General features: G+C 52.4%; 12 protein-coding genes and 1 riboswitch. Of the genes, 8 read left to right on the top strand and 4 right to left on the bottom strand.

Annotated elements, in window-relative coordinates; all coding sequences use genetic code 11:
• Positions 1-139: 139 nt before the first annotated feature.
• Positions 140-694: a peptide-methionine (S)-S-oxide reductase MsrA gene (gene msrA, locus ACFMKP_RS06070; protein ID WP_382289996.1), complete on the bottom strand. Its 555-nt coding sequence runs from the start codon at positions 692-694 to the stop codon at positions 140-142.
• Positions 695-898: 204 nt separating this feature from the next.
• A riboswitch (SAM riboswitch) is annotated at positions 899-1011 on the top strand.
• Positions 1012-1078: 67 nt separating this feature from the next.
• Between msrA and ACFMKP_RS06065 the strand changes: the two genes are divergently transcribed.
• The 8 genes from ACFMKP_RS06065 to ACFMKP_RS06030 all read left to right on the top strand — a co-directional run bounded on the left by ACFMKP_RS06065 (position 1079) and on the right by ACFMKP_RS06030 (position 8843).
• Complete coding sequence (locus ACFMKP_RS06065) at positions 1079-1783, top strand: phosphoadenylyl-sulfate reductase (RefSeq protein ID WP_083469775.1); 705 nt, start codon at positions 1079-1081, stop codon at positions 1781-1783.
• A gap of 97 nt (positions 1784-1880) precedes the next feature.
• Positions 1881-3032 carry a sulfate adenylyltransferase gene (gene sat, locus ACFMKP_RS06060; protein WP_382289993.1) on the top strand — a complete coding sequence of 384 codons (1152 nt, stop codon included), beginning with the start codon at positions 1881-1883 and terminating at the stop codon, positions 3030-3032.
• Positions 3033-3126: 94 nt separating this feature from the next.
• A complete protein-coding gene (gene cysC, locus ACFMKP_RS06055; protein ID WP_382289991.1) occupies positions 3127-3681 on the top strand; it encodes an adenylyl-sulfate kinase in 555 nt (184 codons plus the stop codon).
• Complete coding sequence (locus ACFMKP_RS06050) at positions 3678-5339, top strand: nitrite/sulfite reductase (protein ID WP_382289989.1); 1662 nt, start codon at positions 3678-3680, stop codon at positions 5337-5339. Before cysC ends, ACFMKP_RS06050 begins: the two co-directional genes overlap by 4 nt.
• A gap of 412 nt (positions 5340-5751) precedes the next feature.
• Positions 5752-6351: a bifunctional precorrin-2 dehydrogenase/sirohydrochlorin ferrochelatase gene (locus tag ACFMKP_RS06045; RefSeq protein ID WP_382289987.1), complete on the top strand. Its 600-nt coding sequence runs from the start codon at positions 5752-5754 to the stop codon at positions 6349-6351.
• Positions 6348-7139, top strand: a complete 792-nt coding sequence (gene cobA / locus ACFMKP_RS06040; RefSeq protein ID WP_382289985.1) for a uroporphyrinogen-III C-methyltransferase — start codon at positions 6348-6350, stop codon at positions 7137-7139. Before ACFMKP_RS06045 ends, cobA begins: the two co-directional genes overlap by 4 nt.
• A 199-nt stretch (positions 7140-7338) precedes the next feature.
• Positions 7339-8226, top strand: coding sequence for a diacylglycerol/lipid kinase family protein (locus ACFMKP_RS06035; RefSeq protein ID WP_382289983.1), 888 nt, complete (start codon positions 7339-7341; stop codon positions 8224-8226).
• 11 nt (positions 8227-8237) lie between these two features.
• Positions 8238-8843, top strand: coding sequence for a glycerol-3-phosphate acyltransferase (locus ACFMKP_RS06030; RefSeq protein WP_382289981.1), 606 nt, complete (start codon positions 8238-8240; stop codon positions 8841-8843).
• 94 nt (positions 8844-8937) lie between these two features.
• Here the strand turns inward: ACFMKP_RS06030 and ACFMKP_RS06025 are convergent, their stop codons facing one another.
• Genes ACFMKP_RS06025 through ACFMKP_RS06015 form a run of 3 tightly spaced genes read right to left on the bottom strand, consistent with a single transcriptional unit; the run spans position 8938 to position 12806 of the window.
• A complete protein-coding gene (locus ACFMKP_RS06025; protein ID WP_382289979.1) occupies positions 8938-10329 on the bottom strand; it encodes a hypothetical protein in 1392 nt (463 codons plus the stop codon).
• A 24-nt stretch (positions 10330-10353) separates the two neighbouring features.
• The gene (locus tag ACFMKP_RS06020) at positions 10354-11640 is read right to left on the bottom strand and encodes a glycosyltransferase family 4 protein (protein WP_382289977.1); all 1287 of its coding nucleotides are present in this window, start codon (positions 11638-11640) and stop codon (positions 10354-10356) included.
• On the bottom strand, positions 11637-12806 hold the full coding sequence (locus ACFMKP_RS06015) for a glycosyltransferase family 4 protein (protein ID WP_382289975.1): 1170 nt from the start codon (positions 12804-12806) through the stop codon (positions 11637-11639). Before ACFMKP_RS06015 ends, ACFMKP_RS06020 begins: the two co-directional genes overlap by 4 nt.
• Positions 12807-12881: the final 75 nt, after the last annotated feature.

The following is a 12881-nucleotide window of genomic DNA, read 5'->3' as shown; positions in this document are numbered from 1 at the left end:
CGAACCCGATCTACGAAGGACACGAAGGAACACGAAACAGGGAACCGCGAAACGCGCGAAGAGCACGAAGGGAGCGGGGCGTTTGGGCGTTTGGCCGATCCCCAGCCCTTGACCCTTGCTCCCCGATCCCTTCTATACTCTATGCTCTATGCTCTGATTTGCGTTGCTTGCTAAATTCTTTGCGAAATTTTTGGACTTTGGGCGAAACTACTGCCATACAATAGGGCTGGAATGGGTGATGGGCAAAATATTCTTGATGATAATCTTCGGCCTCATAGTAGTTATTAATCGGCGTAACTTCGGTCACAATCGGGTCTGGCCATTGGCCACTTGCGTTCAAATTGGCAATCGTTTGTTCGGCAAGCGTTTTTTGCTCAGCATCGTGATAAAAAATCACCGAGCGATATTGTGGGCCTACATCATTGCCTTGGCGGTTCAAGGTGGTCGGGTTATGGGTGGCAAAAAAGACATCCAAGATTTGGCTAAAGTTGATCACGCTTGGATCATAGGTTAAGCGCACAACTTCGGCATGGCCGGTTTTCTTGCCACAAACCTCTTCGTAGGTTGGGTTGGCAACATGGCCACCAGCATAGCCAGATTCAACACTAATAATCCCTTGCAGGTCATCAAATACGGCCTCGGTACACCAAAAACAACCATTACCAAGCGTTGCTTGAGCATATTGTTGAGTCATTTAGTTAACTATCCTTTGCTATCACAGCTACTAGCTAGAGAGCTAGCTAAAACAAAATTTGGCTTTAGAAAGCCCTAAATCATCCGTTGAACTCATCCGTTATTAAGTATACTCCAATTCTTGACTAAAATACGCTAGAATAATTCTTGACTTTGTTTATCAAGTATGTTATATTCCTCGCAGCTTAAAAACGAATATCCGTTGCACTCATCCAGAGGAGCGGAGGGATCGGCCCGACGAAGCTCCAGCAACCATCCTTAACCTGATCAGTTAAGTATAAGGTGCTAATTCCGACAGTGATGTCTGACAGATGAGCAGTAGTTTGTGACAGTAATGCCACGATCCCTACTCCTCATCTGCCCAATATACAGATGAGGTTTTTTTATGGTCATGCACGCAACTCTGCCAAGCCGCGAGGCTCTGACAGCCTTAGATACGCAATTAACGAGCCAAACTCCGCAAGCAATTGTGCGCTGGGCTATCGATCATTATTTTCCTAACCTGGCCCTAACTTGCTCGTTTGGCGGCTCGTCTGGCATGGTGTTGCTCGATATGGCGCTCAAAATCGAGCCAAATCTGCCAGTCTTAGTGCTCGATACTGGATTGCTCTTCAGCGAAACCTATGCCTTGGTTGAGCAAATCGAAAAACACTACGGAATTACGGTGCAATATTCGCGCCCAACCCAAACAGTGGCTGAACAAGCTGCAACCCACGGCCCCGAACTTTGGGGCACGAATCCCGATTTGTGCTGTAAGCTGCGGAAGGTCGAGCCACTCAAAAATGTGCTTGCACCATACGACGCGTGGCTCACTGCGCTGCGCCGCGACCAAAGCAGCACCCGCGCCAATACACCGGTCGTTTCTTGGAACGACAAACATCAATTGGTTAAAATTTGCCCCCTAGCCTTGTGGACTGAACGCGATATCTGGCGTTACATTCATGCCAATGGTGTGCCATATAATCCATTGCTTGACCAAGGTTATACCAGCCTCGGATGTCATACTTGTACAAGCCACCCTGTGAACGGTGACCCACGCAGCGGACGCTGGGCTGGCTTTAATAAAACCGAGTGTGGACTCCATATCTAATTTTCAAGCTTTCGTTATGTTATGTGTAATCAATGCTGATTATCATAAAGTCACTACTTTATGGTAGCTATTATTCTATGTTCGAGGGTGTGCTTCAATGGCTGTTTCATCATTAATTTTGCCTCACGGCGGCACGTTGGTCAATCGGATTCCTAGTGGTTTGCTGCGCGAAAACTTGTTGCAATCGGCCCAAGATTTGCCGCAGATTGTGCTCGACGAACCTCATCGCGCTGATCTTTTAATGCTTGGGATTGGCTCGTACAGCCCCTTAACTGGTTTCTTGAATCGCCACGACTATAAGGCGGTCGTCGAAACCATGCACCTGAAAAATGGCTTGCCATGGTCGATTCCCATCACCTTGCCAATCAGCGAAGATCAAGCCTACGATTTGGTGCTTGATCAGCCAGTCGCCTTAACCGACGAGCAAGGCACAATTTTGGCAGTGCTCGAAGTTGAAGATATTTTCCCCGTCGATGTTGAATACGAAGCCCAGCATGTCTATCGCACAACCGAAGGCTCGCACCCTGGCGTTGCCCGCTTGTATGCAGCCCCACGCTGGCGGGTTGGTGGCTCGATTTGGTTGTTGCAGGTTGAACAAGGCGCGTTCCCACACTTGCCACGCACCCCCCAAGAAGTTCGTCAATCGATCAGCGACGCTGGCTGGCGCACCGTGGTTGGTTTCCAAACCCGCAACCCTGTACACCGCGCCCACGAATATATTCAAAAATGTGCCTTAGAAGTTGTTGATGGTTTGTTGTTGCACCCCTTGGTTGGCACCACCAAGAGCGATGATGTTCCTGCGCCAGCTCGCGTGCGTTCCTACGAGCGCTTGCTGCGTGAATATTATCCCGCCAATCGGGTGTTGCTGGGTGTTTTCCCTGCGCCAATGCGCTATGCAGGCCCCCGCGAAGCGATTTTCCACGCGTTGAATCGCAAAAACTATGGCTGCACCCACTTTATCGTTGGCCGCGATCACGCTGGGGTTGGCAATTATTACGGCACTTACGATGCGCAAGCGATTTTCAGCGAGTTTGATCCTGCTGCCTTGGGCATTACGCCCTTGTTCTTTGAACATACCTTCTACTGCCAACGCTGTGGCGCGATGGCCTCGGCCAAAACCTGCCCCCACTCCCACGAACATCACGTTATTTTGAGTGGCACTGCCGTGCGCGCGCTCTTGTCACGCGGCGAATTGCCACCACCAGAGTTCAGCCGCCGCGAAGTTATCGAAGAATTGATCGCTGCGTAAGCTAGAGAGCCTAGAACAGAGAGCATAGAACATAGGGTTTTATGCTCTAGCAAGGGAAGTAGTGAGCTTCATCGTTCCCATAAAGGATTTTTGTATGAGCCAAGGTTATATTATTTGGTTTACTGGATTATCAGGCGCAGGCAAATCGACGATTGCAGCGGCATTGGCGGAAGTGCTGCGCGAACGCGAACAACGCGTTGAGGTGCTTGACGGCGATGTGGTGCGTACCCATTTGAGCAAAGGTTTGGGCTTCTCGAAGGAAGATCGCGATACCAACGTGCGGCGGATTGGCTGGGTTTGTGATTTGGTTGCGCGCCATGGCGGAGTGGCAATTGCCGCCGCTATCTCGCCCTATCGCCAAACCCGCGAGGAAATTCGCGCCAGCACCGCCCGCTTTGTCGAAGTCTATATCGATTGTCCTTTGGAAGTGTGTATCGACCGCGACGTTAAAGGCTTGTACGCCAAAGCGTTGGCTGGCGAAATCCCCCACTTCACTGGGGTTTCCGACCCATACGAACCGCCAACCAACCCCGAAGTGATGATTCCAAGCCATGCCGAAGCGCTCGATGCCAGCGTTGCCCGCATTATCAACAAACTTGAGGAACTTGGCTATCTACCGACGGTTGCCGCCGTTGAGGAGGTCGCATGACTGCTACAACCCAAAAACTCAACCCTGTAGAATTACAAAAAATCGAAAAAGACGGCTTGGCGGTGCTCGATGATATTTATCGCTATGCTCAAAGCGGCGATATTAATGCCGTAACCGAAAGCGATATGAACCGTTTCAAATGGTATGGTTTGTATCACGATAAGCCCAAAGATGGCTTTTTTATGTTGCGAGTACGCTTGCCAGGCGGCATCATGACCGCTGATCAGGCTGATGCAATTGTGCAATTGGCTGAAACTGTCGCCCCAGGACGGGTCGAAATCACTACCCGCCAAACCTTCCAATTGCATACGATTGCCCTGCGCGATATTCCAACCGTGTTTCAGACCTTGGAAAGCGTTGGCCTTTCGTCAATTGAAGCGTGTGGCGACGTGCCACGTAACGTTGTGAGTAGCCCAGTTGCGGGCATTGCCGCCGACGAATGGCTCGATCCACGGCCTTTTTTCAAGGCGCTCGACGAGCACTTTGCCTACAACAGCGATTACTCGAACTTGCCGCGCAAATATAAAATTTCGGTCGCTGGCGGTGGCCTCGACGCAACCCAAGCCCCAATCAACGACTTGGCCTTTACCCCAGGCCGCAAAGAAATTGATGGCGAAATTGTGCTGGGCTATAACGTTTGGGTTGGTGGCGGGCTTTCGCACGAGCCGCATCTGGCGCAAAATATTGATGTTTTTGTGCCCGCCGATCCCGAATTGGTGGTCGAAGTAGCGCGCGCCGTAACCTTGGTTTATCGCGATTTTGGCTACCGCGAAAAGCGCAACCATGCGCGGCTCAAATATCTAATTGCCGATTGGGGCGCAGAACGCTTCCGCGAAGAGGTCGAGCGCTATCTTGGCCATGGCTTGGAGCGAGCGGCAACCGACGTGCCGCCAGCAGTCTATAGCGGCGATGTGGTTGGCGTGTTTCGCCAAAAGCAGCCAAATCTGTATTGGGTTGGCTTGCTTGTGCCAACTGGCCGCATCACGCCAGCCCAAATTCGCGAAGCTGCGCGTTTATCACGCGAATATGGCCAAAGCGAAATTCGCCTGACCCACAGCCAAAACTTACTGCTGCCCTACATTCCCGAAGCCCGCTTGGATGGCTTGCTGGCTGAGCCATTGTTGCAAGAATTACAGCCAAATGGGCCACGGATTCAACGCACAGTCGTGGCATGCACCGGCTTGCCCTACTGCAACTTTGCTACAATCGAAACCAAAGAAGCTGCTTGGCAATTGGCCGGAGCCTTGGACAATAAAGTTGAGCTCGATGTGCCGTTGCGCATCCATCTTTCTGCTTGCCCACACTCGTGCAGCCAACATAGCATCGCCGATATTGGCTTGCAGGGCGGCGTAATTCGCAACCCAGATGGCAGCAAAAACAAGTTGCCAGCAGCCGATATTTTGCTTGGCGGAGCCTTGGGCGACGATGCAGCAATTGCCCGCCGTGTTGCAACCAAAGTACCTTGGTCAGAGCTAGCCGATCGTTTGGGCAATTTGGTAACGATCTACCAAGCCCAACGCACCAGCCCCGAAGATCAGTTTCGGCATTGGGCCAAACGCCAAACCGATGACCAATTGCGCGACTATCTAGGCTTTGGCCAGCCAGAAACCGAGGAAGGCGTTTGGACTGAAGAAGGCTCATGGAATAAAAGCCGCTAGAGCGTTCCCCTCACCCCCCAGCCCCCTCTCCCGCACGCGAGGCGAGGGGGAGCCGACCATCAGTTACCAATGAATTGTGGTAAAACCTCTTGGTTAAAGCCCCTCGCCCATCGGATGGGAGAAGGGTTGGGGTAAGGGGATCTTAAAATCTACCCTTGGAAGCCAGCCTCCTGCGTCTCCCGCAAGCGAGGCGAGGGGGAGCCGGACACCAAAAAGCCCCTCGACCATCGGATGGGAGAGGGGTTGGGGTGAGGGAATCTGGCGCAAATTCGATAGAAAATAATTGTTTTCTGGCTTCGCAAAAGCGAAATGTTGCTTATACTAGGCTTGCCCACATGATTTGCAATGCTGCTTTTGCCCAACCACTGCTGTTTGGCGGTGCTGTTGATTCAGCGGCTCAAGGCTGATTGTTATGTACCCAGTTGTTTTGACCAATTTAGCCCAACAACGCTGTGTGGTGGTTGGCGGCGGCACGGTGGCTGAGCGCAAAGTTGCCGGTTTAATTGCAGGCGGCGCAAGCCCAATTGTGATCAGCCCCGACCTTACAGCCCAACTCCAACACTGGCAGGCCAACGGCTATATTCAGCACCTTGCCCGTGAATACCAAACTGGTGATTGTGATCAGGCGTTTTTGGTTGTTGCCGCAACCAATCAGCGCTCAATCAACCAGCAAATTGCCCAAGAATGCCACAATCGCCCAATCCTCCTCAATATCGCCGATGCTGCTGAAGAGGGTAATTTCATCACAACCGCAAGCCATCGCCAAGGTTCTTTATTGTTTAGCGTCAGTAGCAGCGGGGTCAGCCCAGCCTTAAGCCGCTACCTACGCCAACAGCTGAGCAGCTATTTTGATCAACGCTATGCCACGCTGGCCCAGGTTGTCGCAAGCCAACGCAGCCAACTCGCCAGCCTCAGCAGCGCCGAACGCGAGCGCTATTTTGATCAACTGCTAGTTGCCTTAGCCGAAGAGCCGACCACGAGGCCCAATCACTTGCCAACGGAGGATTTATGACCCGCGAAGGCTTTGTTTCATTAGTTGGAGCTGGCCCAGGCTCCGCCGATTTAATCACGGTCAAAGGCTTACGCCGTTTGCAAAGTGCCGATGTGATCGTATTCGATGCCTTAGTTTTGCCCGAATTATTGGCCGAAGCCCGCAGCGATGCAGAGCTGATTCCAGCTGGCAAACGAGGCGGCCAACATTCAGCCAGCCAAGATTGGATTAACGCGACCTTGATTGAGCAAGCCCAGCGCGGTAAATTGGTCGTGCGGATCAAAGGCGGCGATCCCTTTGTGTTTGGGCGTGGTGGCGAGGAAGCAGCAGCCTTGAGCGCCGCCGGAATTGCGTGGGAAGTTGTGCCAGGCATTTCTTCAGCAATTGCCGCTCCGGCCTATGCTGGCATTCCGGTCACTCATCGCGATGTTGCCTCATCGGTGGTGTTTGTAACTGGCCACGAAGATCCAACCAAACCAACCAGCCGCATCAATTGGCAGGCCTTGGCCCAAGGCGTTGATACTTTGGTCTTTTTGATGGGTATTTCGCGGATTAATCACACGGTTGCCAGCTTGATTGCCAATGGTCGGCCTGCCGATACGCCAACCGCCGTGATTCGCTGGGGCACGACTGAGCAGCAAAAAACCGTGGTCGCGCCGCTTGATCAGATTGAGGCCGCAGTTAAAGCCGCTGGTATTAGCGCACCAGCAATTTTGATTGTAGGCGAAGTGGTGGCGCTGCGCGAACAACTCAACTGGTTTGAATCGACAGTGCTCGAAATGCCTGAAGTTGTGCGCGCATTTGCGTAGCGAGAACATAGAGCAAAGAACATAGAACATAGTTTTAACCACGAAGAACGCGAAGGTCACGAAACTTGGTTTTCGCGTTCTTCGTGTTCTTCGTGTTCTTCGTGGTTAAATCTCATCCTGCATCGCGCACAATTAGCCCCTTTTCAAAACACCCCTGCTATAATGCTGCTAGCACTCTGCAATTACGAGGAGACTCACGATGTCACAACTGCGGCTAGCAGTCATTTTGAATCCCCATTCTAATCGTCAACGTGCAGCCCACCAAGCGTCACACATTATGGCCATGCTCAGCCATTTTGGGCTTGAAGCCAGTTTATTCAAGACCACTCACGTTGGTCATGCCACGAGTTTAGCCCAGCAGTGCGTTGCCGAAGGCACGTGGAATGGGATTATTGCTGCTGGCGGCGATGGCACAATCAATGAAATTGTGAATGGTATGGCTGGCTCGCAGCTGCCACTGAGTTTTGTGCCGCTTGGCACGGGCAACGATTTTGTCAAAATGCTCAAATTACCAAGCAACAGCATCGTCGAGGCGATTCGTGCGATTGCCAACAATCAACTGCGTCAGATTGATTTGGGCATGATTAACGAACATTGGTTTATTAATGGCGTGGGCATTGGCTTGGATGCAAATGTAGCAATTGAGGCCCAAAAACTCAAACGCATCAAAGGTGGCTTGGTCTATATTATTGCCGTGCTCAAATCAATTTTGCGCTACGAAGCCCGCGATCTGCTGATCGAAACCGATGATTTAACCTTGCAACAACGGATCAATATGGCGACAGTTGGCAATGGTGGCTATCATGGCGGCGGCTTTTGGGTCACGCCTGCGGCCAAAATCGACGATGGCTTGCTTGATGTGTGCCTAACCGGCGAGCAATCACGCTGGTCGATGGTGCGCGATTCGGCTCGGGTGCGCCAAGGCACCCATGGCGATTTGCCAAGTGTGACAATGCTCAAAACCCGCACCTTTAAGCTGTATAGCGAGCGGGGCGTGCCCGTTCATGTCGATGGCGAGGTGTTTAGTGCAAGCTTACACGACATCAGCATCAGCATTCAGCCAGCAGCATTGACGATTCGGGTGTAGAGGGTTTTGTTATGCAGATTGTATTATTGGGCATTTTAGGCTATTTAATTGGCGGAATCCCCTTCGCTGTGCCAGTGGTGCGCTTGCTGAGCGATCACGATGTGCGCTCAACTGGCTCGGGCAATGTTGGGGCGCGCAACTCGTTACGGGTGGCTGGGGCTGGGGCTGGAATATTGGTTTTAGTCCTCGATGCGCTCAAATCAGCCATCCCAATGCTGGTAACTGATGCGCTATTGGCCAACAAATTGGCGGTTGCAGTGGTTGGGGTGGCGGCGGTTTTGGGCCATTGCTACTCGCCCTATTTATTGCTGCGCAGTTTTAAAACCCCATGGCAACATTGGCGGCACTGGATGTTGCTGGTTGGCGGCCAAGGTTTAGCTACCGGGCTGGGCGTGATTAGCGTGTTTACGCCGATTTTGGCCTTGCCGCTTTTAGCGTTAGGCGCATTTTTTGCCTTAGTGCTGAAGCGTAGCAGTTGGGCAGCGCTGGTGATGATCAGCGCCGCGCCAATCGCAGCTTATCTGCTTGGATATGGAGATGTTGTATGGCTCAGCATTGCAGCATGTGCCATCATCATCCTAACCAAGCTCTGGCAAGATTATCCATTTAAAGATTGATTTTAACCACGAAGAACACGAAGGACACGAAGGGCGAGAGCTAATGATTATAATAATCGCTGATCCCTCGCCCCTGAACCCTAACCCCTAACTACTACCGCCCCCAATCGATGCTGCCTTCGGCATCGACATTTTGAATCAACGTGGTGCTAAGTTTGGTTTTGGGATCGTATAGTTGAATTGTGCCACTGCCGCCTGGCGTGCAAGCATAGCCATCGTTGGCACACACCACCAAGGCCAAAATTTCGCCAGCAGGTGCCCACGTCGCTTGCGAAACAAACTCTGTGCCATATTCCACCAAAGCCGAAACTTCAATTGCGGTGCCAATATAATCGGCAACTTGGGGTTGATTGCCAGTGCTCATCACATTCAACATTGGGCTACCTTTGGCTCCGAGTGAAATATAGGCCACGCCATCACCGCGCAAGGTCGGCTGCACGCTGGCACTTTGCACATCCATCGCCAAACCAATGGGCTTCGTGCCACCATTGATCGGATCGATCTGTTCAAGCGTGCTGAAATCGATGAGAACCCGATAGCCAATAAAGCCAAAGCTATACAACGTGCTACCGTCACGATTCCAGAACGGCGCATAGAAAATTCGCCGTGGATCAGGGAAGGCGGCGTTTTGGACTGGCGCACTAACTGGAGTCCAGCCATTTTGGCCTTGGCGACCAACAAGGCCAACCGTATTGAAGCCTTCGTTAATATCACCAATCGTTGGTGAGACATAAGCCAAGCGTTTGCCATCAGGCGACCATGCTGGTTGACAGCCTTGAGCAACAGTTGTGCTGCTATTACTATTCAAATCGACAATGATCAATTGGCTATCATTGGCACACGCCAAGGGATAACGATTATCAGCATCGCCGCTGACCACCGCCAAGGCCGTGCTATCAGGTGCCCAACGTGGCGCTTCGTTGACATTGGTAGTTAAAGCTTGGGCATTTTCACCATCACGATCGGCCACAAACAAGGTGCGATTATCCAAATAGGCGATTTTGGTGCCATTTGGCGAAACCCGTGCCAACTCGCCACGTTCAGCAACTAATTGTTCGGTTTTGAGCTTAACATCGTAGCTCCACAAGCCGCCTGCCCGCTCAAAATAGATCCAGCCACTGCTGGCGCTTGGCGGCGCTGGAGTTGCAGTTGGTTCGGGCGTTGGCGTTGCGGTCGGCAAGGGAGTCTCGGTTGGCGTTGGGCTTTCTAAGGGCGTTGCGGTTGGCAACGGTGTGACCGTAATTGGGCCAAGATTGAGAGTTGCGGTTGCCTGCACAGCGCTTGAGCGAGTTGGCGTTGGCACACCAGGCTCAGCGGTTACGGTTGCTGTGGCAGTTGGGCGTTGCAGCGCTTGGTTTACTAAAGCAATAGCCGTTGCAGTTTGTTGACGTAAATTCGGGGTAACGGTGAGATTAACAGTTGCTGGCGTTGCGCTACATCCTACGAGGATCAGCGCCAAGAGCAACCAAGAAACCAATCGACGCATACGCCTTTTCTCCTACACAGTAACTTAATCGTACCCAGTCAGCGCTCGCTGCGCGTGCTGAGTCAATAATGTCCAATAAAGTTGCTCAATCTGGGCAACAACCACCGACGCGGCCAATCTGGTTTGCGCGGTTTGGTGGGCAGCTTGGCCAAGTTGTTTGGCTTGCTGTGGGTTTGCCAATAATTCTGCTGCCAACTGCCCAAGTTGTTGAGCTGAGTGGGCCAAATAGCCGTTATAGCCATGGGTAATTAGGTCTGGCGTGCCGCCCGTAGCCATTGCCACAATTGGCATGCCAACTGCACACGCCTCCAGCAAAACCCGACTCAGCGGCTCACCCCAAGTTGAGGGAAAGAGCAACAGTTTGGCCCCCGCCATCAGGCGCAAAACCTCGTCATGCTCAACCCAATCCAGCGCCAGCACCTCCACACCTTGAGCTTGAATCGCTGCCACGAGGGCTGGATTCTGGCCACCAGCAATCACTAAAGTTGCATTGCCACCAGCAGCGCGCATACTTGCCATAATTTCAGGCAGCAAATATGCGCCTTTGTTGCGGGCCAATTTGCCAGTGAACAACACATATGCTTGGTTAATGGTCGTTTGGGCAGGTGTTGCTAGCACTTTAGCAATCGCAGGCAAATTAACCATATTTGGGATAGGCCATAGTTTTTCGGGCGCAATCAGAGGGCTAAGCCGCTGCGTGATGTAATTGCTCAACGAAATTACTGCGTCGCAGGCCTGCAAAAGCTCTCGTCGCCAGCGCATATGCGCTTGAACATAGGGCAAGGCCAACAACGAGAGCGCTCCCAGCAAAGGCTTGCGCCGCGCCAGCAAATCAGTCGCGGTTGCCGCCCAACCAAATCGATCGAATGGCACGCTATCGCCATGTAAATTGGTGCCAAAATAATGGTTTGGCCAATGATCGCGCACGGTTGCCACTACAGGCAAATTAAGCTGTTGCCCAGCCAACACCGCTGCACCAATCCCTTGGACGTGCTGTCCATGGATAATCACATGCTCACATTGATCGCCGATAGTTTCGACAATTGCTTGGGCAAATTGCGGCCAGAATAGCTCAAAGCGCGACCAATTGGCCACAAATGGCAAGCGTGAAGGTTGATAGCCAACCTCAACCACGGGCACGCCCGCCTCAACCCGGCGTTGGAGGCCGCGAAGCCCAGCTTTGGGAACCAAAGCAGTTACCTGATGGCCGCGTTCGAGCAACGCCAGCGCTAAGGCATGGCTGCTCCAGCCAGCGCCACCAGTCCGCGGCGGAAACACATCGCTTGGCAAAAGCACGTGTAGCGGTTTCATGGCTGCGTGATCATCGTTTGTAAAATTTGCTTCAAGGCTTGGCAATGTTGCTCCCATGAATAATGTTCAACCACGCGCTGGCGGGCATTTTGGCCCCATTGTTGGCGTTGTGGGTCGTTGGCAACTGCCTGCATGACCCGCGCAAGGTCGGCAATATTGCCCGCTTCAAACAATCCGCCTTCCTGCTGTGGTCGAATAATCGTATCCAATGGTGGAATGTTCGCTGTCACCACGGGCAAGCCTGCGGCCATATATTCGTAAATTTTCAGCGGTGACCAAAAGAAACCTGCCGCTTGCAACGCTGGATGGCGGGCGGGATTGAATGGCGCAACCCCAACGCTGGCTTGAGCCAATAAGGCTGGCACACGTTCATGGGCGACTGCTCCAGCCCATTCAAAATGTTCAGCGTATGGCGCAGCAAGCCGTTGTGCTTCTGCTTGTTCTGGCCCGCTGCCAATTAATAAAAATTTCGCCGTGCTGCCTTGCTGAATCAAACGAATCGCCGCTTGAATAAAATCGGTCACGCCATGCCAATGCCGAAACGAGCCAAGAAACACAAACACTGGCTGGTCTGGCTGCTTAGTTTGCGGGCTGAAGGCTTGAACATTCGCGCCCCATGGCAATTCCACAATGCGGCTGCGCTCGATTTCTGGCGGTACGGTCGTATGCAGCGGAGTTACGATTTTGCTGCTATGCCGACATTGCCAGGCCGCCCAGCGCCGCATCGGACCAGAATTGCCAGGTAAAAGCCAGCCCAACGCATCGTCTAGTTGGCGTTTGCGCACCTGTGGCGGGTCAACAATTAAGGCATTAACTTCCAACAAGGTTGGTATTTTTTGGCGAGCTGCTGCCAAAATGCCTGCGCCAGCAAAATTGTAATAGCGCTCCATCACCGCGTCGGGCTGCAACTCGCGTACCAAGCGCGCAATCGCTGCATAGCCCAATAAACTTAAGGGCTTCGGTAAATCAGCTTCGTACCAGGTAATCGAGCCAGTTTGATGCTTGGGCAATTGCCATGGCTTGCGCCGTTGGCCTTGGGCTGGGCGCGTCACCACATGCATTTCAACGCCAAGTTGGGCTAGCCCTTGGGCAACTTCGGTTGTATGAATTGCGCCACCAAACGCGCCAGGCACGCGGATGCCACTGGCGATATATAAGACTTTCACAAGCAATCCCTACAGTTTGTCGTTCAAGCTTTATTATAGCTGCAAACAAAGAACATAGAACATAGAGCATAGAAC

It is taken from the genome of Herpetosiphon sp. NSE202 (genome assembly GCF_042688385.1).
In the GTDB taxonomy this organism is placed as follows: domain Bacteria; phylum Chloroflexota; class Chloroflexia; order Chloroflexales; family Herpetosiphonaceae; genus Herpetosiphon.
Note: the sequence above shows the minus strand (reverse complement) of the source record. Positions and strands in the feature narration are given on the sequence as shown.